General features: G+C 63.4%; 28 protein-coding genes and 2 pseudogenes. 13 read left to right on the top strand and 17 right to left on the bottom strand.

Translation table 11 applies throughout. The annotated features are described in order from the left end of the window. Positions 1 to 97 precede the first annotated feature (97 nt). Positions 98 to 1,114, bottom strand: a complete 1,017-nt coding sequence (gene cobT / locus A3AY_RS0105000; protein ID WP_018324590.1) for a nicotinate-nucleotide--dimethylbenzimidazole phosphoribosyltransferase — start codon at positions 1,112 to 1,114, stop codon at positions 98 to 100. 272 nt (positions 1,115 to 1,386) lie between these two features. Between cobT and A3AY_RS0104995 the strand changes: the two genes are divergently transcribed. Genes A3AY_RS0104995 through A3AY_RS36975 form a run of 4 tightly spaced genes read left to right on the top strand, consistent with a single transcriptional unit; the run spans position 1,387 to position 3,668 of the window. Next, complete coding sequence (locus A3AY_RS0104995) at positions 1,387 to 2,175, top strand: adenosylcobinamide-GDP ribazoletransferase (RefSeq protein ID WP_018324589.1); 789 nt, start codon at positions 1,387 to 1,389, stop codon at positions 2,173 to 2,175. 45 nt (positions 2,176 to 2,220) lie between these two features. Next, complete coding sequence (locus tag A3AY_RS0104990) at positions 2,221 to 2,445, top strand: DUF1289 domain-containing protein (RefSeq protein ID WP_018324588.1); 225 nt, start codon at positions 2,221 to 2,223, stop codon at positions 2,443 to 2,445. Continuing rightward, complete coding sequence (locus A3AY_RS0104985) at positions 2,442 to 3,143, top strand: retropepsin-like aspartic protease family protein (protein WP_018324587.1); 702 nt, start codon at positions 2,442 to 2,444, stop codon at positions 3,141 to 3,143. The genes A3AY_RS0104990 and A3AY_RS0104985 overlap by 4 nt, the downstream gene beginning before the upstream one ends. A gap of 21 nt (positions 3,144 to 3,164) precedes the next feature. Then, positions 3,165 to 3,668 carry a hypothetical protein gene (locus A3AY_RS36975; protein WP_018324586.1) on the top strand — a complete coding sequence of 168 codons (504 nt, stop codon included), beginning with the start codon at positions 3,165 to 3,167 and terminating at the stop codon, positions 3,666 to 3,668. Here A3AY_RS36975 and A3AY_RS0104975 read toward each other — a convergent pair. The 10 genes and pseudogenes from A3AY_RS0104975 to A3AY_RS0104930 all read right to left on the bottom strand — a co-directional run bounded on the left by A3AY_RS0104975 (position 3,640) and on the right by A3AY_RS0104930 (position 11,382). Further along, on the bottom strand, positions 3,640 to 4,401 hold the full coding sequence (locus tag A3AY_RS0104975) for an ABC transporter permease (protein ID WP_018324585.1): 762 nt from the start codon (positions 4,399 to 4,401) through the stop codon (positions 3,640 to 3,642). The genes A3AY_RS36975 and A3AY_RS0104975 overlap by 29 nt on opposite strands. Then, positions 4,398 to 5,324, bottom strand: coding sequence for an ABC transporter ATP-binding protein (locus tag A3AY_RS0104970; protein WP_018324584.1), 927 nt, complete (start codon positions 5,322 to 5,324; stop codon positions 4,398 to 4,400). The genes A3AY_RS0104975 and A3AY_RS0104970 overlap by 4 nt, the downstream gene beginning before the upstream one ends. Before the next feature lie 113 nt (positions 5,325 to 5,437). Continuing rightward, positions 5,438 to 6,211, bottom strand: a complete 774-nt coding sequence (locus tag A3AY_RS0104965) for a sulfite exporter TauE/SafE family protein (protein WP_018324583.1) — start codon at positions 6,209 to 6,211, stop codon at positions 5,438 to 5,440. Then, on the bottom strand, positions 6,208 to 6,642 hold the full coding sequence (locus A3AY_RS0104960) for a DUF6691 family protein (RefSeq protein ID WP_018324582.1): 435 nt from the start codon (positions 6,640 to 6,642) through the stop codon (positions 6,208 to 6,210). The genes A3AY_RS0104965 and A3AY_RS0104960 overlap by 4 nt, the downstream gene beginning before the upstream one ends. After that, on the bottom strand, positions 6,639 to 7,046 hold the full coding sequence (locus tag A3AY_RS0104955) for a YeeE/YedE family protein (RefSeq protein WP_018324581.1): 408 nt from the start codon (positions 7,044 to 7,046) through the stop codon (positions 6,639 to 6,641). The genes A3AY_RS0104960 and A3AY_RS0104955 overlap by 4 nt, the downstream gene beginning before the upstream one ends. Beyond that, a complete protein-coding gene (locus A3AY_RS0104950) occupies positions 7,043 to 7,378 on the bottom strand; it encodes an ArsR/SmtB family transcription factor (protein ID WP_018324580.1) in 336 nt (111 codons plus the stop codon). The genes A3AY_RS0104955 and A3AY_RS0104950 overlap by 4 nt, the downstream gene beginning before the upstream one ends. Positions 7,379 to 7,382: 4 nt before the next feature. After that, a pseudogene (locus A3AY_RS0104945) lies at positions 7,383 to 8,261 on the bottom strand (MBL fold metallo-hydrolase); the annotation flags it as partial. Between the two features lie 187 nt (positions 8,262 to 8,448). Then, positions 8,449 to 9,762, bottom strand: a complete 1,314-nt coding sequence (locus A3AY_RS0104940; protein WP_026203122.1) for an extensin-like domain-containing protein — start codon at positions 9,760 to 9,762, stop codon at positions 8,449 to 8,451. A 267-nt stretch (positions 9,763 to 10,029) separates the two neighbouring features. Next, the gene (locus A3AY_RS0104935) at positions 10,030 to 10,473 is read right to left on the bottom strand and encodes a DUF488 domain-containing protein (protein WP_018324577.1); all 444 of its coding nucleotides are present in this window, start codon (positions 10,471 to 10,473) and stop codon (positions 10,030 to 10,032) included. Positions 10,474 to 10,572: 99 nt separating this feature from the next. After that, positions 10,573 to 11,382, bottom strand: a complete 810-nt coding sequence (locus tag A3AY_RS0104930) for an endonuclease/exonuclease/phosphatase family protein (protein ID WP_018324576.1) — start codon at positions 11,380 to 11,382, stop codon at positions 10,573 to 10,575. A gap of 424 nt (positions 11,383 to 11,806) precedes the next feature. Here A3AY_RS0104930 and A3AY_RS0104925 point away from each other — a divergent pair, with 424 nt between their 5' ends. Beyond that, a complete protein-coding gene (locus tag A3AY_RS0104925) occupies positions 11,807 to 12,325 on the top strand; it encodes an IS1/IS1595 family N-terminal zinc-binding domain-containing protein (RefSeq protein ID WP_018324575.1) in 519 nt (172 codons plus the stop codon). A gap of 26 nt (positions 12,326 to 12,351) precedes the next feature. Here A3AY_RS0104925 and A3AY_RS0104920 read toward each other — a convergent pair whose 3' ends face one another. Further along, positions 12,352 to 12,939, bottom strand: a complete 588-nt coding sequence (locus A3AY_RS0104920) for a Kazal-type serine protease inhibitor domain-containing protein (protein ID WP_026203120.1) — start codon at positions 12,937 to 12,939, stop codon at positions 12,352 to 12,354. 263 nt (positions 12,940 to 13,202) lie between these two features. Between A3AY_RS0104920 and A3AY_RS0104915 the strand changes: the two genes are divergently transcribed. Continuing rightward, positions 13,203 to 14,267 (top strand): alpha/beta hydrolase, encoded by a 1,065-nt coding sequence (locus A3AY_RS0104915; RefSeq protein WP_018324573.1) that lies wholly within the window; start codon positions 13,203 to 13,205, stop codon positions 14,265 to 14,267. Between the two features lie 30 nt (positions 14,268 to 14,297). Here the strand turns inward: A3AY_RS0104915 and A3AY_RS38920 are convergent, their stop codons facing one another. Beyond that, complete coding sequence (locus tag A3AY_RS38920; RefSeq protein ID WP_154663250.1) at positions 14,298 to 14,459, bottom strand: hypothetical protein; 162 nt, start codon at positions 14,457 to 14,459, stop codon at positions 14,298 to 14,300. A gap of 90 nt (positions 14,460 to 14,549) precedes the next feature. On the opposite strand from A3AY_RS38920, the gene A3AY_RS0104905 reads away from it, so the two are divergent. Together A3AY_RS0104905 and A3AY_RS0104900 are read left to right on the top strand one after the other, a co-directional pair. Beyond that, complete coding sequence (locus tag A3AY_RS0104905) at positions 14,550 to 15,350, top strand: DUF2092 domain-containing protein (protein ID WP_018324571.1); 801 nt, start codon at positions 14,550 to 14,552, stop codon at positions 15,348 to 15,350. Continuing rightward, positions 15,347 to 15,559: a hypothetical protein gene (locus A3AY_RS0104900; protein WP_026203118.1), complete on the top strand. Its 213-nt coding sequence runs from the start codon at positions 15,347 to 15,349 to the stop codon at positions 15,557 to 15,559. The genes A3AY_RS0104905 and A3AY_RS0104900 overlap by 4 nt, the downstream gene beginning before the upstream one ends. Before the next feature lie 202 nt (positions 15,560 to 15,761). Here A3AY_RS0104900 and A3AY_RS0104895 read toward each other — a convergent pair whose 3' ends face one another. Continuing rightward, positions 15,762 to 17,576: a methyl-accepting chemotaxis protein gene (locus tag A3AY_RS0104895; RefSeq protein WP_018324569.1), complete on the bottom strand. Its 1,815-nt coding sequence runs from the start codon at positions 17,574 to 17,576 to the stop codon at positions 15,762 to 15,764. 214 nt (positions 17,577 to 17,790) lie between these two features. Here A3AY_RS0104895 and A3AY_RS0104890 point away from each other — a divergent pair, with 214 nt between their 5' ends. The 5 genes and pseudogenes from A3AY_RS0104890 (at position 17,791) to A3AY_RS0104865 (ending at position 21,653) form a co-directional block, all read left to right on the top strand. Beyond that, complete coding sequence (locus tag A3AY_RS0104890) at positions 17,791 to 18,171, top strand: acyl-CoA thioesterase (RefSeq protein WP_018324568.1); 381 nt, start codon at positions 17,791 to 17,793, stop codon at positions 18,169 to 18,171. Between the two features lie 4 nt (positions 18,172 to 18,175). Then, positions 18,176 to 18,771, top strand: a pseudogene (locus tag A3AY_RS0104880) (hypothetical protein). A gap of 166 nt (positions 18,772 to 18,937) precedes the next feature. Next, complete coding sequence (locus tag A3AY_RS0104875) at positions 18,938 to 19,891, top strand: sulfonate ABC transporter substrate-binding protein (protein ID WP_018324565.1); 954 nt, start codon at positions 18,938 to 18,940, stop codon at positions 19,889 to 19,891. Positions 19,892 to 19,967: 76 nt separating this feature from the next. Next, positions 19,968 to 20,747, top strand: a complete 780-nt coding sequence (locus A3AY_RS0104870; RefSeq protein ID WP_026203117.1) for an ABC transporter permease subunit — start codon at positions 19,968 to 19,970, stop codon at positions 20,745 to 20,747. Positions 20,748 to 20,780: 33 nt separating this feature from the next. Beyond that, positions 20,781 to 21,653 carry an ATP-binding cassette domain-containing protein gene (locus tag A3AY_RS0104865; RefSeq protein WP_018324563.1) on the top strand — a complete coding sequence of 291 codons (873 nt, stop codon included), beginning with the start codon at positions 20,781 to 20,783 and terminating at the stop codon, positions 21,651 to 21,653. A gap of 121 nt (positions 21,654 to 21,774) precedes the next feature. On the opposite strand, the gene A3AY_RS0104860 is transcribed toward A3AY_RS0104865, so the two are convergent. The 3 genes from A3AY_RS0104860 to A3AY_RS0104850 form a co-directional block, all read right to left on the bottom strand. Continuing rightward, positions 21,775 to 22,950 (bottom strand): DUF1501 domain-containing protein, encoded by a 1,176-nt coding sequence (locus A3AY_RS0104860; protein ID WP_018324562.1) that lies wholly within the window; start codon positions 22,948 to 22,950, stop codon positions 21,775 to 21,777. A 7-nt stretch (positions 22,951 to 22,957) separates the two neighbouring features. Then, the gene (locus A3AY_RS0104855; protein WP_018324561.1) at positions 22,958 to 24,448 is read right to left on the bottom strand and encodes a DUF1800 domain-containing protein; all 1,491 of its coding nucleotides are present in this window, start codon (positions 24,446 to 24,448) and stop codon (positions 22,958 to 22,960) included. A gap of 82 nt (positions 24,449 to 24,530) precedes the next feature. Further along, a complete protein-coding gene (locus A3AY_RS0104850) occupies positions 24,531 to 24,884 on the bottom strand; it encodes a DMT family protein (RefSeq protein ID WP_018324560.1) in 354 nt (117 codons plus the stop codon). Positions 24,885 to 24,995 lie beyond the last annotated feature (111 nt).

The raw sequence follows: 24,995 nt of genomic DNA, 5'->3' as shown, positions 1-24,995 counted from the left end.
ACGGTATAGGCGGGGCTTTCCTGCTGGACCGGTGACGAATCCCGGCATCGCCCGGTCGCATCCTGCATTGCAACCGGTGGCGATATCCCGGGCCCCGTCAGCTCTTGTTGCTGACGCCGGCCTGGGCAAACGTCGCCATGCCCGAATGGCAGGCAGCGGCGGCCTTGACGATGCCGGCCGCAAGGGCGGCACCAGTCCCTTCGCCGAGCCGCATGCCGAGCGCCAGAAGCGGCGTCTTGCCGAGCATCTCGATCGCCTTCATATGCCCCGGTTCGGCCGAAACGTGGCCGATCAGGCAGTGGTCGAGCGCTGCCGGATTGACGGCGCGCAGAATGGCAGCGGCCGTCGTTGCCACATAGCCGTCGATGATGACGGGGATCTTCTGCATGCGTGCGGCGAGGATCGCGCCGGCCATGGCGGCGATCTCGCGACCGCCGAGGCGTCGCAGCACTTCCAGCGGATCAGACAGATGGTCGGCATGCAGCGCCACCGCCTTTTCGACGGCGGCGATCTTGCGGGCCAGCACTTCACCCTGCGATCCGGTGCCGGGACCGACCCAATCCTCGGCCGTACCGCCATAAAGCGCCAGGTTGATCGCAGCCGCGATCGTCGTGTTGCCGATGCCCATTTCGCCGATGCACAGGAGATCGGTGCCACCGGCAACTGCCTCCATGCCGAAGGCCATGGTGGCTGCGCAGTCGCGCTCCGAAAGCGCCGCCTCTTCGGTGATATCGGCAGTCGGGTAATCCAGCGCCAGGTCGAACACCTTCAGCCCGAGATCATGGCTGACGCAGATCTGGTTGATGGCAGCGCCGCCGGCCGCGAAATTCTCGACCATCTGCGCCGTCACCGAGGGCGGGAAAGGCGTCACGCCCTGTTTCGTCACGCCGTGATTGCCGGCAAAGATCGCCACCAGCGGCCGGTTGACGGCGGGCGCCCTGCCCGTCCAGGCGGCGAGCCAGAAGGCGATCTCTTCCAGCCGCCCGAGCGCACCCGGCGGCTTGGTCAGTTGCGCATCACGCTCGCGCGCCGCCACCAGCGCCGCACTGTCGGGGCCTGGCAGATTGCGCAGCAACTCACGGAAATCGTCGAACGGCAGGCCGCTGGCACTCATGGATCGGTATCCTCTTGTCGTCTCGTCGCCGGCGGATGCTTCGCCCGCAAAGGTGCTTCCTCATAGAGCGCGATGACAAATCCGGCAACGGCATTTGCGCCTGTTCGTGTCGCCGGCGCATGATCAGCCGGAAAACACCGATTCGCGGGGGGCGGATCGCTGGAGCAGCCTCTTCAAGCCGAAGCGCTTGCAAGCGGATAAGATGCTCTGGAATCAGCAAGCAGTGCGTTTTTCCGCATGCGCTCGAAAGCGTGAAACGCCAGGGGGAGCCAATGTTCGATATCCGCGACTTCATCGACGACGTGGCGCGCTCGGTCGCCTTTCTCAGCCGCATCCACATGCCGCAGCGCCATTTCGTCGATTTCGACGGACGCTTGAGCCGCGCTGTGCGCGCCTTCCCGGTCGCGGGGCTGCTGATCGTGTTGCCGGCCGCCGCGATCGTCTCCATCTTTAGCGCCATCCAGGCGGCTCCCCTGTTTACCGCCTTCGTGGCAGTGGCGATCCAGGCGCTGATCACCGGCGCCCTGCACGAGGACGGCCTCAGCGACACCGCCGACGGCCTGGGGGGCGGCCGGTCGAAGGAAAGCGCGCTGGTCATCATGAAGGACAGCCGCATCGGCTCCTACGGCGCGGTCGCGCTCATCCTGTCCTTCGGCCTGCGCGTTTCGGCGCTTGCCGCGGTAATCCCGCTGGTGTCGCCGAGCGGCGCCGGCCTGCTCGTCCTTGCCGCGGCCGCACTCAGCCGCACGGCGATGGTCTGGCACTGGTCGAAACTGCCGCCGGCCCGCAAGGATGGCGTCGCAGCGTCGGCGGGCGAACCGGATGCGGCTGCGGTAACCGTCGCTCTCTTTCTCGGCGTCGTTTTGGCGGCGCTTCTTCTGCTTGTCTCGGGCGTCTCGCTGCTTGCCGCGGTGCTTTCCATCGCCGCCTTTGCCGCAACGGTGCCCGCCTTCAGCCAGATCGTCGCCGGCAAGATCGGCGGCCATACGGGCGACACAATCGGCGCAACACAACAGCTGAGCGAAATCGCGGTTCTTGCCGCCCTTGCGCTGGCGATTTGAAACGCCGATATATTTCGAACCGCTCTTGATGGACGTTACGCCTGAATGGAATCGCCCTGCATCCTCGTCTGTTCGATCGACATGAAAACCGGCTACTGCTTCGGCTGCGGCCGCACGCGCGACGAGATCGGCGCCTGGACGCTCTATACGTCCGAAGAGCGCCGCAACATCATGGAGCTCCTGCCGGCCCGGCTCGAAACGGTTGAACGCAAGCCGCGCCGCGAAACACGCCGGGCCCGCATGGCCCGCGAACGGGTCGACCAGGAATGAACAGGCTGGCCATTCTTCTCGGCATATTGGCGGTCGGGCTCGTCTTTCTCATCCTGAATCACGACAGCGGCCGCACCTTCGGCATCATGAACGACGACTTCGGCCGCCTCGTCACGCTTGGCGCCATCGCGGCCATGATCAGCACCGGCATCCTGCAGAGCCGGCGCCACATCGGCCAGAGCCTTCGCCAGTTCGCCATCTGGGTGCTGATCATCCTGGTTCTCGTGTCGGTCTATCTCTACCGCCAGGACCTGCAATCCTTCGGCAACCGGCTGGCGGGTGGCCTCATCCCCGGCCGGGCCACGGTCTTCACCGACAATGAGGGCCGCCAGGAAGTCGTGCTGCACAAGGTCCTGAACGGACATTTCGAAACGCCCGTAACGATCAACGGTACCAGTGTCCAGATGCTGGTCGATACCGGCGCCAGCACCGTCGCGATATCCTACGAGGATGCCGAAAAGCTGGGTCTCAGCCCGGCCGGTCTCACCTATTCCCAGACCGTTCTCACCGCCAACGGCACGGCCCGCGCCGCCCCCGTCACCCTCGCCGAAGTCGCCATCGGCCCGATCGTCCGCAACAACATCCGCGCGACCGTCGCCGAGCAAGGCAAGCTCGACCAGAGCCTGCTCGGCATGAGCTTCCTCTCGACGCTGGATTTCCTGCAGATGCAGACGGATGAGTTGAGGTTGAGGGATTAACTAGAACGACGGAGGGCATGTATGAACCGGCTGTTGCGATCGTTGCTTATCGTTGCTGCTGCAACACTATCGACTATTGCGGCATATGCTGACGATTCGGTTTTCCATGGGCAGTGGCAACAGGTCAGTTCGAATGCCGGCTCATGCAACACGTGCCTTATCACCATCATCAGACATGGAGCGCTCATGACGGTTACGGCGAACAACGGCTGGTCCGCCATCATCGGGACCAACTTGAACACCAGTTCACGGTTCGCAGAAGGTACGGGCCGCTGGCAAGAGAATGTCCGCAGCGTTTACGGCAATTCGCCCTTCGACATTGCCTTCGCGCTCAACGACGAACGGCTGTACATGCGGATGGTGGTCAAAATCGGAAACGGTACCACCCACTCAATCAAGGCTATTTTCAGCAGGCCGCTTCCCCGGTCGAAACAAGAGGCCTGCCGCCATTGTTCAGGACGAGCTTTCCAAGCCTCTCGCAACCCGGCTGACCTCTTTAGTTCCTCAACCGATACCCCGTCCTGAAGATCCACGTCAGCAATCCCATCAGCACCGCCAGAAACACGACGATGATAGAGAAGCTCACCGCCGGATTGACGTCGGCGATCTCGAAGAAGCTCCAGCGGAAGCCGCTGATCAGGTAGAGCACCGGGTTGAAATGGCTGACTGCCTGCCAGAAGGGCGGCAGCATGTCGATCGAATAGAAGCTGCCGCCGAGGAAGACGAGCGGAGGGATGACCAGCATCGGGATCAGGTTCAGCTGCTCGAAATCCTTGGCCCAGATGCCGATGATGAAGCCGAACAGGCTGAAGGTGATGGCGGTCAGCACGAAGAACAGGATCATCACCAGCGGATGGGCGATATGCAGGTCGACGAACAGCGCCGCCGTGCCGAGAATGATCGTGCCGATCATCAACCCCTTGGTTGCCGCCGCCCCGACATAGCCGAGCACGATCTCCGTCATCGACACCGGTGACGACAGGATCTCGTAGATCGTGCCGGTGAATTTCGGAAAGTAGATGCCGAAGGAACCGTTGCCGATGCACTGGGTGAGCAACGTCAGCATGATCAGCCCGGGCGTGATGAAGGCGCCATAGGAGACGCCGTCGATCTCCTGGATCCGTGAGCCGACCGCGGCGCCGAAGACGATGAAGTAGAGCGAGGTGGAGATAACCGGCGATACGACGCTCTGGAGCAGCGTGCGCCTCGTCCGCGCCATCTCGAAGAAATAGATCGACTTGACCGCTTCGAGGTTCATGCGCGTGCTCCCACCAGTTCGACGAAAATATCCTCGAGCGAGCTCTGCCGTGTCGAGATGTCCTTCAGCCTGATCCCGGCCTCGGCCAGGGCCGTCAAAAGCGTCGTGATGCCGGTGCGCTCGCTTGCCGTGTTGTAATCGTAGATCAGCGAGTGCCCCTCATCCTCGATCGTCAGTTCGTAGCCGGAGAGCGTCTCGGGGATGGTCGAGATCGGCTCCTGCAGGTCGACGCGCAGCTCCTTGCGCCCGAGCTTCTTCATCAGGTCCGTCTTTTGCTCGATCAACAGGATCTTGCCGCCATTGATGACGCCGACCCGATCGGCGATCTCTTCGGCCTCTTCGATGTAGTGTGTCGTCAGGATAATCGTCACGCCGGTGGCGCGCAGCTTCTCGACCACCTGCCACATGTCCTTGCGCAGGTTGACGTCGACGCCCGCAGTCGGCTCGTCGAGAAACAGGATGCGCGGCTCGTGCGAAAGCGCCTTGGCGATCAGCACCCGGCGCTTCATGCCGCCGGAAAGCTCGCGCAGCATGTTGTCCTTCTTGTCGTAGAGCGACAGGTCCTTCAACACCTTCTCGATATGTGCCGGGTCCGGCTTCTTGCCATGCAGGCCACGCGAGAAGGACACCGTGTTCCAGACGGTCTCGAACTGGTCGGTCGTCAGTTCCTGCGGCACCAGGCCGATGATCGAGCGCGTCTCGCGAAAATCCCTGACGACGTCGTAGCCGCCGACCTTAACCTCGCCGCTCGTCGGATTGACGATGCCGCAGATGATCGAGATCAGCGTCGTCTTGCCGGCACCGTTCGGGCCAAGCAGCGCAAGGATCTCGCCCTCCTCGATCTCGAGGCTGACATCTTTGAGCGCCTGGAAGCCAGACGCATAGGTTTTCACCAGATTGGAAACGGAAACGATGGGCGCCATGTAATGTGTTCCGGAGGGGTACGTGCGGAAAGAGAGGCCTTATATGGACCTTTCCGCGGCAATGTTCACCCCGGCATCGCAAAAAATAGGCAGATGCGTTTTGCCCGAGCGGATCAGAACGCCAAGGCGCTGCGGGCAAGCATATAGAGCGCGACGGCCAGGATCAGCACCGCGAAGATTCGGTTGAGGACGGCCTTGCGCCGCGCGAGGCGTGCCCCCATCACGGTTCCCCCAATGCCGCCCAGGATTCCGCCGGCGACGAATTCCGCTGCCACCACCCAGTCGATCAGGCCGGAGGCGGCATAATTCAGCGCTGTCGCAAGCCCGAACGTGCCAATGGCCAGAAGAGACGAGCCGACGGCCTGTATCATCGGCATTCCGGTCGCGAGAATGAGGCCCGGCACGATGAGAAACCCGCCGCCTATTCCGAAAAAGCCAGAGGCTGCGCCCGTCGCCGCGGCGACCAGCGCGGTCGTCAGGCACATCCGCAGGTCGACGGGTCGCACGACAGCTTCGGCGGTTTTCCTCGGCTTCAGCATCAATCCGCCGACGATGATCATCAGTAGCCCGAAGGCAAAGAGAAGAAGCTGCCCGTCGACCGCCTTGCCGAGCGTCGAGGCAACGAGCGCCGCGATAGTGCCGAACAGCGCGAAAACGGCAGCGCAGCGCCACCAGACATGCCCTGCCCGCGCATGGACGACGAAATTGGCGAAGGCATTGACCGAAACGGCAACGGCGCTCGTCCCGATCGCCACGTGCGGATTGGCGACGCCGACGACGTAGAGAAGCAGTGGCACGGCGAGGATCGATCCTCCTCCACCGACGAGACCGAGGGTAAAGCCGACGATGCCACCCGAACCGAGCGTAGCGAGAACGGTGGCGCTCATGTCCTTGGCACCACGAAACGGTCGTGGACGATCATGCCCGCCAGCATGGCAACGACAAACCAGACCGTTGCCGGCAGCCCGAGCGACAGCGATGCCAGCGCCGGTCCCGGGCAAAGCCCGCCAATGCCCCAGCCGATGCCGAAGATGGCCGAGCCGGCGACCAGGCGGCTGTCGATCAGCCGGCCCTCCGGCAGGTGGAACCGGTCGTCAAGCATCGGCGCGGCCATGCGTTTGGCGAGAAGCGTGCCCAGAGCCGCCACCGCCACCGCGCCGCCGAGAACGAAGGCAAGGCTTGGATCCCAGGCACCGGTGATGTCGAGAAAACCACGCACACGGGCGGGATCGAGCATTCCGGACAAGGACAGGCCGAGGCCGAACACGAGCCCGGAAACCAGGGCGGCGATCATGCGTGATCCGGCAGGCTTTGTCATGAAATGGCTCCCATCAGGAATACGGTCAACACCGCCGCTGTCATGAATGTCGCGACGGCAACGAGCGACCGCGGCGATAGCCGCGCCAGCCCGACGACGCCATGGCCGCTGGTGCAGCCGGAGCCCATCCGCGAGCCGAAGCCGACGAGCAGGCCGGCAATGATGAGCAGCGGCGTCGAGGCCTGGATCGTCACGGCCGGCCATGCCCCGGCGATCAGCCGGTAGCCTATGGGGCCAAGCATAAGGCCTGCCACGAACGCCGTGCCCACGCCCGGTTGCCGGCCCTGCAGAAGCCGTCCGGCAATGCCGCTTATTCCGGCGACCCGGCCGTTCGCCAGCATCAGGATCGCCGCCGAAAGGCCGATCAGCATGCCGCCCGCAAGCGAGATCAGATATACGCTCATATGCGGCCTCCATCGGCGCAGAAGATATCGTAGAGGGCGGTGACGAGGCGCGCGGCCCGATCTTCGGTCAAGCGGTAAAAGATCTGCTTGGCATCCCGCCTCGTTTCGACGAAACCGCCATCGCGAAGAACACCCAGTTGCTGCGATAGCGTCGGCTGGTGAATGCCGAGCAGTCCCTCGAGCTCACTCACCGAGCGCTCCCCTTCGACCAGCGTGCAGACGATCATCAGCCTGTTCGGATTGGCAAGGATGCGCAAAAACTCGGCGGCGTCCGTGGCGCGCGCTGCCATATCGGCACGCAGATGCGGCTGGGTGGGCGATGCTGTGTTCATGTGCTTACTCCCAGGCCGCGCCGCTCAGAGCATCAAGCGGAATTTTCAGATAACGCCGTCCATTGTCCTCCGGCTCGGGCAGCCTGCCGCCGCGGATGTTGACCTGCAGCGCATGCAGGATGAGCTTCGGCATCGGCAAGGTCGCATCGCGCGCCTTGCGCAGGCGGATGAAATCCTCGGCACTGCGCCCGGCGACATGCGGATTGTTCCGCTTCTGGGCGCCGACTGTACTTTCCCACAGCGGCGGGCGGCCATCCGGCTGGTAATCGTGTCCGGTAAAGACGCGCGTCTCCTCGGGCAGCGACAGGATCGCCTGGATCGTTTCCCACAGCCGCCGGGCGTCCCCGCCGGGAAAATCGGCGCGGGCGGTGCCGCTGTCGGGCATGAACAGCGTATCGTGCACGAAGGCCGCATCACCGATCACATAGGTGACCGAGGCCAGCGTATGCCCCGGCGAGAACATCACCCTTCCCTCGATCTGACCGACCTTGAACGTATCGCCGTCGGCAAACAGCCGATCCCATTGCGAACCGTCCGTGGCAGGGCCCGGCAGATTGTAGAGACCGCTCCAGAGCCGCTGCACGTCGACCACGCGTTCGCCGATCGCGGTTGGCGCGCCGGTTTTCTCTTTCAGATAGGCGGCGGCAGAAAAATGATCCGCATGGGGATGCGTATCGAGGATCCAGGTGACCTTGAGTTTCCGCTCCGCCACATAGGCGAGAATGGCATCGGCCTCGACGGTGGCCGTCGCCCCCGATTTCTCGTCATAGTCCAGGACCGGATCGATGATTGCGCAAGCGCCTGTCTGCGGATCGGACACGACGTATTGCACGCTTCCGGTCCGCGCATGGTAAAATCCCCGCACATCCGGTTTTTCCGCAGCAATCGGGGCGAAGGCCTGCAACGGCATGGGACGAACTCCTGCGTTTCTGTCAATTAACAATTACATATATTGTATATTGTTAACTTGCAAGACGAAACCCGCGGCAAAACGTCATCGCCCGCTCGGACGAGGAGTCCCGCAATCCCTCATCGCGGGGTTCAGGTGAAGGCCGGCTACGCGGATTGGCTCAATCGCAATGCCGGTAGCCAGACTTGCGGTTCCGCAGGTCGAAATGGAAGTGATCCTTGTGCTGCGGGTCGCTGCCGGGGCCAAGCACGGTGTTGAAATATTTGCAGCTGTCGCTGCGCACCGCCTTCAAGAGACCCTTTTCGCGGAAGGCGAAGAAGCCCGGCTTGCGCACGTCGATCTCCTTGCCGGACTTCAGCACGAACTTGCCGACGTCGATGGCATTGCCGCGGGCATGTTCCGACATCGGGTTGCCGCGCCGCGAATTCATCGTCCGGCAGGAATAGCCGCCGAGCGGCTTGATCGTCCTGACGCCGGAGAGATAGCGGTAGCGGGCCGACGGCGCCAGTTCGTTCTTCACCCAGAGCGCGAAGGCCTCGGTCACCTCGCAATTCAGCTTGACGGCGGGCTTGACGTCGATGCCGCCGGAAAGGCCGGTGAGCTCGATCGGATAGTCGATGCCGCAGGCCTTGCTGTCATGGATGCGCGCAATGTCCCTGAATTCGACCTTCAGCTTCTTCAGCCGCTTTCGGCAGGCGACTTCGGCTGCCGGCATCCGGCCGGTGAAATCGGGTTCGCTCAAAGGGTTTTCGGCCCGTGGCAGGAAGGCCACCTGCTGTTCTTCCTGCGCCTGCTGCCGGCGCAGCATCACCCGCTGCTGCTGCTCGAGAAACTGCGCCTTGCGCGCTTCCTCGGCGGCAATTTTCTCCGGGCTCAAGGGCGGCAGGTCCGGATCATAGCCTGGATCCGCCTCCGCCGACGCCGTTGCGCCCTGCGGTCCGCCGAGCTGCTGCACGGTATCGCCGCCGATGCCGCCGACCACCGGCTGGCTGGTGTTGCCCTCGGCGATCTCATTGCCCACGGCGATATCATTGCCTACGGCGATATCGCCGTTCTGCTCCTCGGCAAGGCCGACGACCGGCACGGAGGCCGGCTCGACGCCCAGCATCGCGTCCATATTGACGCCCTCGGGCGGTACGACCATCGGCTGAACGCTCGCCATGGCGGAAGACTGCTGGCCGCTTTCCATCGGCTCGCTGTCGATCATCGGCAGCCGCTCGCTTGTCTGCATCCGCGGATCGACGGGAACGGCACCGTCGGAATTTTCGGAGAATGTGCCGACCGGCGTTTCCGCCGAGGGATAGGCGGTTTCCCGCCTCCCCCGTGCCTGATCACGGACCGGTTGGATGGCGCTGACCCGGGCTGACGAATCGATCCGCGCCGGCGGGCTGAGATCGTCCGTCGAACAGGCCGTCAGCGAAAGCGACAGCACGAAAACCTGCGCGGGCCGCCGGAAAAGGGAAACCATACTCATTGCCGCCCACTGCGCCGCGCGTCGAAGCGGAAAGAACGCTGCAACGCTGTTACACTTGGTGACGATGCGCCGAACGCACCATCCGCTATCCGCCCGGCCCCGCATGAAACCTGAGGTCCGCCTGTGTCGAAAGGCGGGCACCGGTTCGCAAAGGTCGCGATCACAGCAGATTTTATGCAAACAGGGTAAACGAAGCCTTTCGGTTCCCTTACCGGATATGGTCCCTGCCCGCCTGGAAGCGCACAGAAGCCATGCGGCACATATCCGTCACAAATGCCTGACGGAGAGCGCCCCGCCCCATTTACCGTTGAGATAGTCGCAGACGAGCTGGCGGTGGCACTGGTGCGGCAAGGCCTCCGAGCAGAGCAGGCAACTCCCTGCGAACGCCGCAGGCGTAAGGCGACTCTCGATGCGGCGCTCCGCCATCAGTTCCATGAACCGATGGCGCATCGTGGTCCAGTCGCCCTTCTCCTTCTTGAAGGCCGTGAGAATGTCTTCGGTCGGTGCGAGCAGCGGCTGGTGGACATAGTCCGCGCCACACAACTCCTTGAGAAAATACGGCAGATCGCCGGCCTTGGCGAAGCCGGCCAGCTGGGATGTGTTGTGCAGCCTGATGTCCACGACCCTCTTCACGCCAGCCTGCCTCAGACGGCCAAAGAAATCCGCCGCGCTGCTCTGGGTAAACCCGATCGTGGTCACGTCAATCGGCATCTGCCACCTCCCTGACTGTGCGCGCGTGCCGATCCTAAGCAGGTTTCGGAAAAGTGTCCCACGATTTTCCGATCAGAACCTGCGACGAAGCCAAGCAGATCAGCGCATCTCCAGAAGCAGCGCTCGATGGTCAGAGACTTCGGGCTGCGCTACCACGTCGAAGCCGACGACCTCCACATCCGGCGTCACCAGCATGTAGTCGGCAAAGCGTCCCGGTTTTTCGTAGTAGGACGTCCGTGTATCCGTATGCCCCCGCGCCGTCACGAGATCGGCGAGGCCGAGATCGGCGAGCGCGCCGAACATCCCGCTCTCCGGCCGGACGTTGAAATCGCCGCAGACCACCAGCCGCTCATCGCCGCGCCAGAGATTCAGGATCACTTCGATCAACGCTTCCGTCTGCCTTTCGCGCGCCGGCGTATCGCCCTTGCCGCTGAGATCGCGAAGGCCGTGCATCTGGACGATGGTCACCGGAAAGCCGTCCTCATAGCTGAACAGCCGAACGCAATGGGCATTGCGCGCCCGCGGGTGCGGCCCCCAGCCATCCGGTGAAAATTCGCCGTGGACGAAATCGCTGGCCTGGCCGATGACGGCGAGCGAACGGCGCACGAAGGTCGCCAGCCCGAATTCGGAGGGAATTTCCTCGTTACCGTCAAACAGCGTGCCGCGCGCCGTCGGGCAGAAGAACGCATCATGCGATGGAAGCGCGGCGCGGATCTCGTCGAACAGATTGGCCCGCTGCGGCAGTTCCACGTCATGATCCCGATAGACCAGCCATGCCGAGGTGGTCGCCGGCGTGCGCACCACCTCCTGCAGGCAGATCACATCCGCGTCCACATCGACGAGATAACGCATCAGCGGTGCATAAACCCGGCCACCCCAGGCGTTCAATGAAACAATGCGCAAAGACATGCCGCAGCTTCCTGTTTTCCGTCGTCAACTGTGAACCGCTGCGAACGGGCGGTTCGATCGTCAGCGTGTTCTACCAACCCGTCCTCTTTGCGCCAAACGGTCATTGTCGCTGTCGCAGCTAATGTACCAGATCGCCCGCATCACCTGGGATTGCGGAGCGCTGGCCAAGGATAACTAGCTAGGGCATACCTCCGTTTGTTTTTCGGCTCCATCTATCCCTTAATTTTGCGTAAAATTCATGATTGCAGCGAAGGCGGCAAGTCATATCCTAACTGCATCTTGAACAGCCATAAGGAGTGGCAATTGGATATACTCCCTTTAACAGCGGCTATTGTTGCCATCACTGGTTTGATCGCGGCGATCAACTCGCTTCTTCGTGAGCTGCGAAGCTGGCGCAGGCGCCCGTTACGGGAAAGGAAATAGTGTGGCGGACATGGATGATGACGAGGATGTTTACTGCCCCGGCTGCAACGGCAGGGACTTCGTGAAGGACGGGAAGGTTCGAAAAATACAACGCTTTCGATGTGGGTGTTGCGGCTTGAATTTTGTCAATGACCCCAAGCATCGCTGGCCCCCTTCCGCCAAGATGATCAATCTGATGCTGTTCCAGGAGGAGGATGGGCCAGTGGAACCTGCTGAGGCCGCTCGGGCTGATCGGTGGCTATTGGAAGCCAAAGAGCATCATTCTTGGTTCGTCAGGGCTCTGGCCGAGCACGCGGTGACCACAGCGGACCAAGAGGGAGAAACGATGGAGACGACCCTCACGAGGACATGGGACCTGTATGCCTTCATCACGAAGCGCGACCCAGAACATTTCTATGACGCGCTTGCTCCCGAGCTATACCTCGACATGTTCAAGATCGGGGGCGCGCGCTTCCAAGAGGACCTCCTGACGTGGCTGGCTGCACATTCATCGGAAGCCGACGACTTTCAATTAATGTAGCACAACGTCAAACCATCCTGCCCGCCTTACTGGCACGGGCCGTTGTCGATCACCCTGAACCCCTCGGCCTCTGCCGTGCAGGCATTCGGAAAGGTCTGCCGCTGGCGGCCCTGGCGGGCGCAGACCGGCGCGTATTCGCGGGTGCAGGCCTGCGGCCGGCGATCGGGGTCGCGGTCGGGAGGCACACCGCTATCGTCGATGGGCGGCATTTCCGCGCGGCGGCATTCGCCGCGGCCGATCACCCGGAAACCTTCGGCTTCGGCCATGCAGCCATTGGAAAAGGTCTGCTGGCGGCGTCCCTGCCGGGCGCAGACGGGAGAGTATTCACGCGTGCAGACCCGCGGCCGGTCGTCGCCGAAATCAGGCCGCTGCGGCCGGCATTCGCCGCGGCCGATGATGCGGTAACCGTTGGACCGCGCCTGGCAGGCATTGGCAAAGGTCCTGCGGTTGTCACCGCGATCGGCGCAGACCGGGTCGTACTCCATCGTGCACATCTGCGGGTAGGAGGGCTCCGGCCGCGGCTCGTCGACGACGACGGTGCAGGCCGAAAGCCCGCCGAGCGACAGCGCCATCAGCGCCCCGATACGGATCGTCACACGTCGAAATGGCATCACTGGCAGTCCTCTCCGATTTCAGCGCCATGGCTGGCGCAGACGGTTAACATCTTGAATCACCGCGCCATTCTGGCTGCAAACCCGCCATGGTCAAGACAGGCCCGCAAGTGCCGGTATCGTGTCGACGCTTGCCTCGAAAATACATCCTTGCTAGCATTCGTGCCGGGACGAGGTTACAGGGCTGCCGGATTGAGTGCAGCGCTTGGAGGTATTTCATCAGCAAGCGCTCGCTCTTGCCACCTTTTGTAGCGGCACTCCTGCTCTTGGCGGTTGCTGCTTGCAGCCGCCCGCCCGAGCTCATAGGCATCGACAACCCGGCAGTCCCGACCGCATCGGTGCGTGACCTCAGCCGTAAACGCATCTTCATCACCACGACGCGCGAGGCCTCTGAAGTCGTGGGTGCCTTTTACTCGGCAAACCGTGCGCCGGAGCTCGGCCTCGCCTCGGTGGAAGTCACTGTTCCGCCGAACCACACCCCGGGGCAGCTCGAACGCGCAAAGCGTCTGCCACCCGATCCGCGCACCGAGTTCGCGATCGTCGATCCGGTGATATACAATAGCGACGACGCCTTTGTCTCGGAGATAAACCGCGAACTGGCCACCCGGCCGGTGGGCCAGCGGAAGGTGCTGCTCTTTATCCACGGCTACAACAACACGACGAGTGATGCCCTCCTTCGCCTGGCACAGTTCGTCGAGGACACTGGTTTCCAGGGCGTGCCCGTCCTCTTCACCTGGGCCTCCGCGGCCAGGGCGCCCCGCTATGTCTACGACCTCAACAGCGCGCTTGTTGCGCGCGTCAAGATCAAGGAGATGGCCGACATCCTGGTCCGGACCCGGGCCGAGAGTGCCGACCTCTTCGCTCATTCCATGGGCGCGTTCCTGATGATGGAAGGCCTCGTCGACGCCGAGCAGGCCGGCTACCTCGGTCGCCGCAAAACCATCAACCACTTCATCCTGGCCTCTCCCGACATCGACATCGACCTGTTCCGCACCCAGATCGGGCTGCTGCCGCAGGCCGTGCGCGACAAGATGTATATCCTCGTCTCCAAGGACGACAGCGCGCTTCGTCTCTCGCGTCGGATCGCGGGGGGTGTCCCGCGCGTCGGCGCGGCGGATGCGCAGGAGTTGGAACGACTCGGGCCCACGGTCATCGACCTTTCCGAGATCGACAATTCGAGTTCGGGCAGCCATTCAAAGTTCGCTGGCTCTCCCGAAGTCGTCCGACTCATCGGGTCCGGGTTGAACACCGCCGGCCGCTTCGGCGATAGCGCTACTCCCGGCCTCGACAGGATCCTGGAAGGCGTGCCGATCCGCATCGTTGGAAACTGATGTCGGACGATGTCGGATCGCCGCTGGCGATCACGGCGAAGAAGGCACTGGCGCCTCCATGCCAAAGGTCATGCGCGCAGGATGTCCTGCGCTGAGTAAACGCTCCATGTCGATGATGGCGCGGGACGCTTGCATCTGAGCACCATGGCCCGCAGGCAGCAGGCGCTGCGCTTTGTTTTTGATCCACGTCAATGCAGTTCACTGTCCTCGGTGCGATCGGTGTAAGGTGAATTTTGTCCTGTCACGGCAGCGTCCGTGTCCGGTCGATGGAGGGCGACGCAAATGCTACTTTCTCCTGAACTTTCAAATCTTCGCAGGGCAGTCTCGATCGGGGCAATCACGGCGGCCATGATCGTGGGAACAGGGGCGCCCGCGGCCCTGGCTGACGAGGCGCAGGCTCGCGATCTCCTGAAGGCGATGACCAAATACCTCGGGGCGCAGCAGAACCTGTCCTTCGATGTGGACCTGAGCCTCGAGATTGTGACAACGGACGGCCAGAAACTGGCCATCGCAAGCTCGGGCAGCGTCCATATGCAACGGCCCGACAAAATACATGTCACGCGCCACGGCGGCTTTGCAGAAGTTGACATGACGTTCGACGGCAAGACGCTGTCGGTCCTGAACCGAAGCACAAACAGCTTTGCCCAGTCCGAATTGCCGGGCACGATCGACCAGTTGGTCGACAAGCTGCGCGATGAATACCATCGCCCGTTGCCCGCGGCCGACCTGTTGGGTGCGGACGCCGAGGCCGTGCTTCTGGCCGAGGTAACCGAAGTGAAGGATCTCGGCAGCGGTGTGATCCGGGGCGAGGAATGCGACCACGTCGCCTTCCGTACCCCCGAAGTGGACTGGCAGATGTGGATCGCCCAGGGCGACGTGCCACATCCCTGTCGGTTCGTGATCACCAGCAAGACGGTTGAAGGCTGGCCCGAATATACGCTGGACTTCAGCGCCTGGGGTGCTGGTGCGGCAGCCGCCACGTTCACGTTGGCGGCGTCGGACGGGACAAAGAAGGTGGAAATGAAGGATATCCCCGATCTCGACGAGATGGGTGGGATCTACGTGCGAAAGGGCGCGAAATGAAAACGACTCGAAGAATCAGATGGATGCTCGTCACGCTCGCAATCGGCATGGGAGCACTGGAAACGGGCACGAGCCTGTTTTCCACTGGGACGTTCGGCCCCGGCCTTCCCGCCGAGGCCCGTGTCGGTCGCCCGCTCACCCCGGTCAGCGCCGCCGGCGTGGCGCGCCGAACGGTGCGGCGCTGCGCGGCCGGCGTATACTACTGCTGATGACCTGTCCCGCTTAAGACTTGGGTCTGTTGCATTTGAACCTTCCGCCCGGTTGGGGCGAGGCTTCCGCGTTAAGCCTCGTCCCGATCGGTCTCGGGCCGATGCGTAAGATCGCGGCCGCCGCACTCGTGCTATCCCCGAACGGAAAAAGCCCGCATCCTTGCGGACACGGGCAATCGGCATTTCCGTCTTTTTGAAGTGATCAGGCCGCGCGCCCGTAGGCGGTTTGGCTGGTGCTGGCGGAAAGGCGGAAGGTCTGCAGCAGGCTCTTCAGCTCGCGGCTTTCCTGCGCCAGCGTCTGGCTCGCCGCCGTCGTCTCCTCGACCATCGCCGCGTTCTGCTGGGTCATCTGGTCCATGCTGTTGACGGCCGTATTGACCTCCGCCAGACCGGTTGCCTGCTCGCGCGCGGCGGTGGCGATCGAGGCCACATGGTCGTTCACTCGATTGACGAGCGCCTCGATCTCCATCAGCGCATCGCCGGTCGAGCGCACCAGCGTCACGCCGGTTTCGACTTCCGTTGCCGAATTGCGGATCAGTTCCTTGATCTCCTTGGCGGCACCGGCCGAACGCTGCGCCAGTTCGCGCACTTCCTGGGCGACGACGGCGAAACCGCGGCCGGCTTCGCCTGCCCGCGCCGCCTCGACGCCGGCGTTCAGCGCAAGCAGGTTGGTCTGGAAGGCGATCTCGTCGATGACGCCGATGATCTGGTTGATGCGGCTGGACGAGCCCTCGATCCGGCTCATCGCGGCAACCGCGTTACGGACGATCTCGCCGGATCTGGCGGCGCTGCCCTTCGTCTCGTTGACCATCTCGCGCGCTTCGGCCGCGCGGTCGGAGGCGCTCTTGACGGTCGAGGTGATCTCGTCGAGCGCCGCTGCCGTCTGCTCCAGTGCTGCGGCCTGCTGCTCGGTGCGGCGCGACAGGTTGTTGGCGGCCTGCGAAATGTCGCCGGCGCTGCCGTGCACCACTTCGGTCGATTGCGCGATCGACTGGATGACGCCGCGCAGCGCCGCCACCGCCGTGTTGAAGTCGTCCCGCAGCTTGGAATATTCCGGCGCGATGCGGCCGATGTCCGCCGTCAGGTCGCCGCTCGCCAGCTTTTCCAGCGCTGCGCCGACCGTTGCCATGGCGTCGGCCTGCGCCTGCGCCCCGGACTGCAGGCGGTGTTCGTTGCTGCGGCGCTCCTCGTCGAGCTGGTTCTGCTGCTCGGCCTCGCGTTCGCGAAGCTCGATGCGCTCCTTCACCGAGTCGCGCAGAACGACCAGCACCCGCGCCATCTGGCCGACCTCGTCCTTGCGGTCGGTTTCCGGCACCTCGGCCGAGACATCCTCGTCGGCGATTGCCCGCATCGATGCCTTCAGGCGTTCGACCGGGCGAACGACGCTGCGAACGATCGACAAGGCGGCAAGCAGGATGATGAGAGCCGCGACGCCACACATCACGGCCACATGCATCAGGCCTTCCCGGAACATCGCAGCCAGGTCGTCGGCATAGACGCCGGTGCCGACGACCCAGCCCCAGGGCTTGAAGCCGGCGACATGCGAATATTTCAGCACCGGCTCCTCGGCGCCCGGCTTCGGCCAGTAGTAGTCGACGAAACCCTTGCCCTCGGCTTTGACGGTGTTGACGAACTCGATGAACAGATGCTTGCCGTTCGGATCCTTGTTTTCGGTGAGGTCCGTACCGTTCAGCGCAGGCTTGATCGGATGCATCACCATCTTCGGCTGCATGTCGTTGATCCAGAAATAGCCGTTTCCCTGATAGCGCATCGCGCCGACCGCCTCGATGGCGCGGGCTTGCGCATCCGCCTGGCTGAGCGTGCCGGCCTGCTCCTGCTTGTAATAGGCATCGAACACGGCGATCGCGTTCTCGTTCATGGCTTCAAGCATCGCCTTGCGTTGCGTCACCAGCTTTTCCTGCTCTTCGATGAGGCCAAGCAGCATCACGGCCGCCATCATCAGCAGCGCCAGCGCCACCAGCGCATAAAGGCGCACGGAAATTCGAAAATGTTTCATGGACGCAAACCCCTCCGCAGTGTCGAACCGCACGATAACCGCTCGTATTTTCAAACTCCCTAACAATAGATGGCTAAAATTGGCGGTATTCGACTTACCTTTTGTTAATCCCTGGCAGCAAACACCTTTGATGGTGCCCGGCGGATATTTTCCTGCGGGTCTTTTCCGATGCCTCCTCCTTGGGTTACATCGAACCAAACGGAGACAACGAACCATGACGAAACCAAATGGCGACCTGACGTTGCGCACGCTGGCGATGCCGGCAGACGCCAATGCCGCAGGCGATATCTTCGGCGGCTGGGTGATGGCGCAGATGGACCTGTCCTGCGGCATCCGCGCTGCCGAACGGGCCCGCGGGCGCGTCGTCACCGCCGCGGTCAAGGAAATGGCCTTCGAGATGCCGGTCAAGATCGGCGACACGCTGTGCATCTATACCGATGTCGTCAAGGTCGGCCGCACCTCGATGACGCTGAAGGTCGAGGTCTGGGCGCAGCGCTACCTCTCGGATCGCATGGACAAGGTCACCGACGCACTGTTCGTCATGGTGGCGCTCGACGAAAGCGGTCATCCGAAACCGGTGCCGCCGGAGGCCTGAAGACATGGAGCCATTGGCCCCGCCCGTCGATCCGCAGGTCTTTTCCCATATCCGCGTCGTCATGGGCATGGTCATCAGCCTCAGCATGGCCGGTTGCTGACCGGGCTTGCCCTCTTCGTGCAGCATCCCGGCAAGACGAAGATCTACTGGCCGCATCTCGGCTGGGTGCTCTTCATGTTCCTCTTCCTGATCTATTTCTGGTGGTGGGAGTATCGGCTGCATACGGTGCCGGTCATCGATTTCGGCGTCTATCTTTTCGTCATCGTCTATTGCTGCATTTTCTTTTTCCTCTGCGTGCTGTTGTTTCCCACCACGATGGAGGATTACAGCGGCTACGAGCATTATTTCATGTCGCGCCGCGCCTGGTTCTTCGGCTTCCTGGCGCTCGCCTATGCGGTCGATCTCGTCGACACTGCGGTGAAAGGCCGGGCCTATTTCGCCTCGTTCGGACTGGAATATCCGCTGCGCAATGCCGCCTATATCCTCATGTGCATCATGGCCGCCATCACCCCGAACCGCCGGTTTCACGCGCTTTTCCTCATTGCCGGCCTGGGCTATCAGGTCATCTGGATTTTCCGCGCCTTCGATCTGCTCGACTGACCGCCGGCAAAAATCGGGTCACTTACCCGGCAATCGCGAAAAACCGTTTCCCTCTCCGACCAATCTACAAAATAAATAAACTCTATAATCTTAATGGATTTATCTAGCATGACCTCATGTTCAGCGGATAGGCGTCATCGCCTGCCGCCAACCGCAAGAGGGATCGATGCTCGCACTGACCAGACGGATTTTCGCCACCGGCCTTTTGGCTGCCGGGCTTTTTGCAGCCTCCAGCGCCGTCGCCGCCGAGCTGACGGAATTCAGGATCGGCTACCAGAAGACCGGCCTGCCGGTCATCGCCCAGCAACAGAAGATCATCGAGAAGGCGCTGGAGCCGAAGGGCATCAGCGTGTCCTGGGTCGAGTTCACCGCCGGCCCGCCGCTGGTCGAGGCACTGAACGTCGGCTCGATCGATGTCGGCTGGACTGGCGATGCGCCGCCGATCTTCGGCCAGGCAGCGGGCTCGGCCATCGTCTATGTCGCCGCCCTTCCGTCGCAGGGCACGGGCGAGGCGATCTTCGTCAAGCCGGATTCGCCGATCCGGTCGGTGGCCGACCTCAAGGGCAGGAAGATCGGCGTCGCCAAGGGTACCAGCTCCCACAATCTCGTCGTCGCCGCCCTCGAAAAGGCCGGTATCGGCTTCAACGAGGTGACGCCCGTCTATCTCAGTCCCGCCGATGCCGCCGCCGCCTTCGCCAGCGACAAGGTCGACGCCTGGGCGGTGTGGGACCCCTTCTTCGCCATTGCCGAAACGCGCTACAAGCCGCGCATTCTCACGACCTCGGCCGAGACGCTGAAGGTCAATACCTATTTCCTCGCCAACCGCGATTTCGCCGCCAAACACCCGGAAACGGTTTCGACGACGATCGCAGCGCTGAAGGAAGCCGCCGGCTGGGCGGATGCCAACCGCGACAAGGTGGCCGAGGCGCTGCATGAGGTGACCGGCGTGCCGCTGGACGCGCAGACGCTCGCCGCCGGCCGCGCCTCCTTCGGCATCGGACCGGTCACGCCCGAGATCGTCGCCAGCCAGCAGCAGACTGCCGACCGCTTCTTCAAGCTCGGGCTGATCCCGAAGGCGATCACCATCAGCGATGCCGTCTGGACAGCTCCGAGCAACTGATTTCCTCCCGGGAAATGCGCCAGGCGTGCCGGTCGATCCGGGCCGGCACGCGGACAAGGGACACAAAGGACAGACGATGAGAACCACCGGTCGATCGATCCTGAAAAATGCTTCGGGCTGGGCCTTGCCCGCCATTATCCTGCTTCTCTGGGAAATTGCAGCCCGCACCGGCCTGATCTCGCCCAACGTCATGGCCGCCCCTTCGGCGGTTGCCGAAGCCTTCTGGCGTCTGCTTTTGTCCGGCGAACTGATCCGGAACATCGGCGTCAGCAGCGCCCGCGCACTGTCCGGCTTCGTCATCGGTGGCTCGATCGGCCTCGTCTTCGGCCTTGCCAATGGTCTCTCCAGCCTGTCGCGAAACCTCACCGACACGACGCTGCAGATGGTCCGCAACATCCCGCATCTGGCGCTGATCCCGCTGGTCATCCTCTGGTTCGGCATCGACGAGCAGGCAAAACTGTTTCTCGTCGCGCTCGGCGTGTTCTTCCCGATCTACGTCAACACGCTGCTCGGCATCCAGAGCGTCGATCCGCAGCTGGTCGAGATGGGCCGCGTCTATGGCATGTCGCGCAGCAGCCTGTTCTTCCGCGTCATCCTGCCCGGCGCCCTGCCCGCCATCTTCGTCGGCCTGCGTTATGCGCTCGGCATCATGTGGCTGACGCTGATCGTCGCCGAAACCATCGCCGCCTCCTCCGGCCTCGGATACATGGCCATGCAGGCCCGCGAGTTCCTGCTGATCGACGTCGTCGTCCTGTCGATCCTGATTTACGCGCTGCTCGGCAAGCTCGCCGACAGTTTTGCCCGGCTGCTCGAGCGCCTGACGCTGCAATGGCACCCGGCCTTCCAGACCGCCTGAAGACACGAGCCAACCGAATACGGAGTGACCTGAATGTCTGTCATTGCCCTTAATCCGAAATCCGAGCCCCTTGGTAAGACGCCGAAGGAAACGGCCGAAGCGCGTGCGTTGCGCGAAACCACGCCGAGACAGTGGTTTCCCTACGCGGCGCCCCAGGCCCGCGGGCGCGATCCGCAGGATATCGCCGTTTCCTTCCGCGATATCGGCCGCAAATTCGGCGAAAAGACCGTCCTCGACAATATCGACCTGGATGTTCCCGCCGGCCAGTTCCTCGCAGTCATCGGCAAGAGCGGCTGCGGCAAGAGCACCCTGCTGCGGCTGCTCACCGGGCTCGACAGGCCGACCACCGGCACACTGACGGTGAAAAAGGGGGAAAACGGCGAAAACCGCACCCGCATCATGTTCCAGGAGCCGCGCCTGCTGCCGTGGGCACGGATCGCCAAAAACGTCGAAGTCGGCCTGACCGGCATTGCCGGCGGCGAGGAAGCCCGCGAAAAGTCACTCGCCATCCTCCGCGAAGTCGGCCTTGCCGACCGCGCCGGCGAGTGGCCCTCGGTGCTTTCCGGCGGTCAGCGCCAGCGCGTCGCACTCGCCCGCGCCCTCGTCGCCCACCCCTATATCCTTGCCCTCGACGAGCCGCTCGGCGCGCTCGACGCCCTCACCCGCATCGAGATGCAGCAGTTGCTCGAGCGCATCTGGCTGCAGCAGAAGTTCACCGCCGTGCTCGTCACCCACGACGTTGCCGAAGCGGTAGCACTGGCCGACCGCGTCATCGTCATCGACCGCGGCAGGATCGCCCTCGATCTCGACATCCCCTTGGAGCGCCCCCGCCGCCACGGTTCGCCCGAACTGGCACGGCTGGAGGGGGAGATACTGGACACGCTGTTCGGCGAAAAGGCAGGCTAGCGGCGAAAAGCCGACGCCTTGGATCTCAGAGATTGGCTTGCGGCTGGTCGTCCCCTACCCCCTTGGGGCAGGGCTTGCCTATGGGCTCGCGCTCATCCCTCTTGCTGCGCAGTCCCAACCGTCAGACGGATTTGAGGTAGATCGACGACGGGCTGAAATCCAGACCCGGAAAGATGGTGTTCGTCAGGCTGCCCGGTGAAATATCGAACTGCCGATAGAGCATCGCCGCCGCCAGTTCGCGCACGTCGCCGGTCGGCATCAGGTCGCGCCCGTTGAGCAGATGTTCTTCGCCCAGCCCTGGCCATTGTCCGATGACCTTGCCGCCATCGATGCCGCCGCCGGCGATCACCGCAAGGCCGCCGGTTCCGTGGTCGGTTCCCAGGGAGCCGTTCTCGCGCGCGGTGCGGCCAAACTCGGTAATGCAGACGACGATCGTCTCCTTCCAGACATCTGGCGAAAGCGTGCTGCGAATGGTCAGGATCGCCGTTGCCAGCTCCGCGGCGGGTCCCCTGAAAGCCATCTTCTGGCCGGCATGGGTATCCCAGCCGGTGAGCGAGAAACTGGCGATCCGGTAGTCCTGCATCAGCATGCCCGCGGCAAGGCGCGCAATATCGACGGCCTTCACCCCGCGCTTGCCGTCGCCATAGAGTTCGTCGACCGAAAAATCGGTGAGGGACGCATCGGCCATCGCCTTGGCGAACACCGGGTCGTTGCGGTAAAGCCGCTCGAAAAAGCTGCGCTCGTCGTTCTTCATCGCCAGATCGGTGCGTGGCGACCAGACCTCCACATCGTTGTCACCGCTCAACAGCAGTTCCGCCGAGGTGTTGACATCGATCGCTTTCCGGGCCGGTCCGGAAGGCATGGCCGACAACGCCCGGTTCAGCCAGCCGCTCTTTTCCTCGCCGACCGCGGAGCCGCCGTTCTCCAGAACGTCCTGCCCGTCGAAATGACTGCGCCCGTCCCGGTAGGGCGTCGAGACGGCGTGCACGAAAGCAAGCTCGCGGCTTTCCCAGAGCGGCAGAAAATCCTTTGCGTCGGCGTTGAGGCCGTAGAAACCGTCGAGATCGATCAAGCCGCTCTCCGGCGTCAGGGCAAGCGTCGGGCGATGAAGCTTGAACGCGCCGTCGGCATAGGGCTGGACGAGGTAAAGCCCGTCCATGGCGCCGCGCAGGATGATCGTCACCAGTCGCTTGTCGCCGGGCGCCGCCGCCAGCGTCAGGGACGTCATCAGCGGCGCTGCGGCAGCGCAGCAGGCCGAAGTGAGAAACGCCCGGCGGCTCATCGACAGCTTGACCATCTGCGGCTTACCTTCTGTTGAATTCCGGGGATGCGAGAACGAGTGAAAGCCCCATCTGCCGGCTGGGTGCCCGCGAGACGATGTCGATCGTGTCCTGGCGGGCCGCATCGCGCAATGCGGCCTGCAGGAAATCCCGCGGGTCGCGGTCGCCGCCCAGCCTTGCCGCGGCAAGCCGCGCCCAGGCGATCCGGTCCGCCAGAGGGCCGCCGGCGATCCAGGTCGAAAAATTGTCCTCGAACCCGGCTGGGCTCGGCGGTCTCCAGAGCGGCTGGCCGAGCCTTGCCGCGGCCTGCACCGTCAGCGGGTTGACACGCAGCGTCGGCATCGCCAGATCGAGGCTTTTGCCGGCGGCAGCCGGCATTGTCGCCCTCGCCTCCATTGCGTCCCGATCGACGGCCTGCGCCATCTTCCTGGGCTTGGCCAGGCCGCCGTCCTGCAAGTCCTCTTGCGTGGCGGACAGCGCGCGCAGGCCGGATACGATGTAATCGAAGGGTGGCTTGGCTTTCTGTCCTTCGTCGTCCCAGCTTTTGGGGTGACGAAGCATCGCCGCATAGACGGCGGTCAGATCGCCGTCCTCGTCCTCCCAGGCGGAGGTCATGGCCCGCACCACCTCCGGCGGCGGCGTGTCGGCCAGGAAATGGCCGGCGATCTTGCGGCAGACATGATCGCGTGTCGCCGGTGCTGCCGCCAGATCCTCGATCAGGGCGAGGATATCCGGCAGCCCGCGACCGCGGCCGCCATAGGTTCTGCCCAACACATCCCGCGCCCCCGGTTCGGCGATCTTCACGGCATAGCGGGCGCGGTAGCTGCGGCGATCGACGGTCATGCCGGTGAGCACGAACGCCGCATTGCGCACATCCGCCTGGCTGTAGCCGCTGCCGGCGCCGAGCGTATGAAGCTCCAGCAGTTCGCGACCGAGATTCTCGTTCAATCCGAGCTTGCGCTTCAATCCCTGCGGCGAGTTCGGACCGAAGGATTTCACCTGGTCGAGATAGATCAGCATCGCCGGATGCAGGACGGCCGCCTTGACGAGGTCGGCGAACCGGCCGCCAATGTTCGGCCGGATCGCCTCGGCCTCGTAGACGGGCACCAGAAGCCGCATGAATTGCGCCTTGATTGAGCTGACGCTGAAGTGGTTCAGCCAGAAGGTCGCCAGCCGCTCGTTGAAGCCGTTGGGCGACAGCACGGCCTGCATGAACCGCGCATGCTCATCCTCGCCGAGATGCGTGTTGATTTCGACCATCAGGCGCTTGCGGTTGACGCGTTTCGTCGCTTCATCGGCGGTCTTGTTGGCCCGCTTGAGCGCGTCCTGCTTGTCCGCCGCCTCGACGATCCGCTGGCGGGCGGCGCCAAGCCCGCCATGCGGGAACAACAGCGTTTCCCGCCGCCCCGCCGGCAGTTGCGCCAGCAGTTCCTCGACGCTTGCCGGCGGCACCTGCTGTGGCCGGAATCCCGTGCCGAACCGCAATGCCGCCATGGTGGAAAATGCCAGGCTCATCAAACCCTTCCCTCGCGCATTCCAGATAGCGCTACGGCATGCTTGTGGCGATTCTGCGAAGCACCGGCAGGATGGCGAAAGATCAGCCCTTGAACACGAAGGCCGCGCCGCCGGCGATCAGGCAGAAGCCGATCGCATGGTTCCAGGTCAGGGTTTCCTTCAGCCAGAAGGTCGAGAAGGCGGCGAAGACGACGAGGGTGATCACCTCCTGCATCGTCTTCAGCTGGGCGGCGGAATAGACCGTGTTGCCCATCCGGTTGGCCGGAACCGCCAGGCAGTATTCGAAGAAGGCGATGCCCCAGCTGGCGACGATCGCCAGGTACAGCGGCGACGAGGCGTGTTTCAGATGGCCGTACCAGGCGAAGGTCATGAACACGTTCGACAGGAGCAGCAGCAGGATCGGCCAGACGGCGGCCGGATTGATCGCAAAGGGCATGGGACGAATCCTGGGAGAGTGGAAAGCGGCCCGCATCTAGCTGCAGCGCGCCAATCCGGGCAAGACCCCGCGGCGGTTTTTCACCCTGCGCTGTGGGCGCCGCCGTGCCTC

The organism is Rhizobium giardinii bv. giardinii H152 (genome assembly GCF_000379605.1).
In the GTDB taxonomy this organism is placed as follows: Bacteria; Pseudomonadota; Alphaproteobacteria; order Rhizobiales; family Rhizobiaceae; genus Pararhizobium; species Pararhizobium giardinii.
Note: the sequence above shows the minus strand (reverse complement) of the source record. Positions and strands in the feature narration are given on the sequence as shown.

Bases quoted from the DNA above. Each gene is read 5' to 3' on its own strand.
- cobT (WP_018324590.1), bottom strand. From the start codon at position 1,114: ATGAGTGCCAGCGGCCTGCCGTTCGACGATTTCCGTGAGTTGCTGCGC.
- A3AY_RS0104995 (WP_018324589.1), top strand. From the start codon at position 1,387: ATGTTCGATATCCGCGACTTCATCGACGACGTGGCGCGCTCGGTCGCC.
- A3AY_RS0104990 (WP_018324588.1), top strand. From the start codon at position 2,221: ATGGAATCGCCCTGCATCCTCGTCTGTTCGATCGACATGAAAACCGGC.
- A3AY_RS0104985 (WP_018324587.1), top strand. From the start codon at position 2,442: ATGAACAGGCTGGCCATTCTTCTCGGCATATTGGCGGTCGGGCTCGTC.
- A3AY_RS36975 (WP_018324586.1), top strand. From the start codon at position 3,165: ATGAACCGGCTGTTGCGATCGTTGCTTATCGTTGCTGCTGCAACACTA.
- A3AY_RS0104975 (WP_018324585.1), bottom strand. From the start codon at position 4,401: ATGAACCTCGAAGCGGTCAAGTCGATCTATTTCTTCGAGATGGCGCGG.
- A3AY_RS0104970 (WP_018324584.1), bottom strand. From the start codon at position 5,324: ATGGCGCCCATCGTTTCCGTTTCCAATCTGGTGAAAACCTATGCGTCT.
- A3AY_RS0104965 (WP_018324583.1), bottom strand. From the start codon at position 6,211: ATGAGCGCCACCGTTCTCGCTACGCTCGGTTCGGGTGGCATCGTCGGC.
- A3AY_RS0104960 (WP_018324582.1), bottom strand. From the start codon at position 6,642: ATGACAAAGCCTGCCGGATCACGCATGATCGCCGCCCTGGTTTCCGGG.
- A3AY_RS0104955 (WP_018324581.1), bottom strand. From the start codon at position 7,046: ATGAGCGTATATCTGATCTCGCTTGCGGGCGGCATGCTGATCGGCCTT.
- A3AY_RS0104950 (WP_018324580.1), bottom strand. From the start codon at position 7,378: ATGAACACAGCATCGCCCACCCAGCCGCATCTGCGTGCCGATATGGCA.
- A3AY_RS0104940 (WP_026203122.1), bottom strand. From the start codon at position 9,762: ATGAGTATGGTTTCCCTTTTCCGGCGGCCCGCGCAGGTTTTCGTGCTG.
- A3AY_RS0104935 (WP_018324577.1), bottom strand. From the start codon at position 10,473: ATGCCGATTGACGTGACCACGATCGGGTTTACCCAGAGCAGCGCGGCG.
- A3AY_RS0104930 (WP_018324576.1), bottom strand. From the start codon at position 11,382: ATGTCTTTGCGCATTGTTTCATTGAACGCCTGGGGTGGCCGGGTTTAT.
- A3AY_RS0104905 (WP_018324571.1), top strand. From the start codon at position 14,550: ATGCTACTTTCTCCTGAACTTTCAAATCTTCGCAGGGCAGTCTCGATC.
- A3AY_RS0104900 (WP_026203118.1), top strand. From the start codon at position 15,347: ATGAAAACGACTCGAAGAATCAGATGGATGCTCGTCACGCTCGCAATC.
- A3AY_RS0104895 (WP_018324569.1), bottom strand. From the start codon at position 17,576: ATGAAACATTTTCGAATTTCCGTGCGCCTTTATGCGCTGGTGGCGCTG.
- A3AY_RS0104890 (WP_018324568.1), top strand. From the start codon at position 17,791: ATGACGAAACCAAATGGCGACCTGACGTTGCGCACGCTGGCGATGCCG.
- A3AY_RS0104875 (WP_018324565.1), top strand. From the start codon at position 18,938: ATGCTCGCACTGACCAGACGGATTTTCGCCACCGGCCTTTTGGCTGCC.
- A3AY_RS0104870 (WP_026203117.1), top strand. From the start codon at position 19,968: ATGAGAACCACCGGTCGATCGATCCTGAAAAATGCTTCGGGCTGGGCC.
- A3AY_RS0104865 (WP_018324563.1), top strand. From the start codon at position 20,781: ATGTCTGTCATTGCCCTTAATCCGAAATCCGAGCCCCTTGGTAAGACG.
- A3AY_RS0104860 (WP_018324562.1), bottom strand. From the start codon at position 22,950: ATGGTCAAGCTGTCGATGAGCCGCCGGGCGTTTCTCACTTCGGCCTGC.
- A3AY_RS0104855 (WP_018324561.1), bottom strand. From the start codon at position 24,448: ATGAGCCTGGCATTTTCCACCATGGCGGCATTGCGGTTCGGCACGGGA.
- A3AY_RS0104850 (WP_018324560.1), bottom strand. From the start codon at position 24,884: ATGCCCTTTGCGATCAATCCGGCCGCCGTCTGGCCGATCCTGCTGCTG.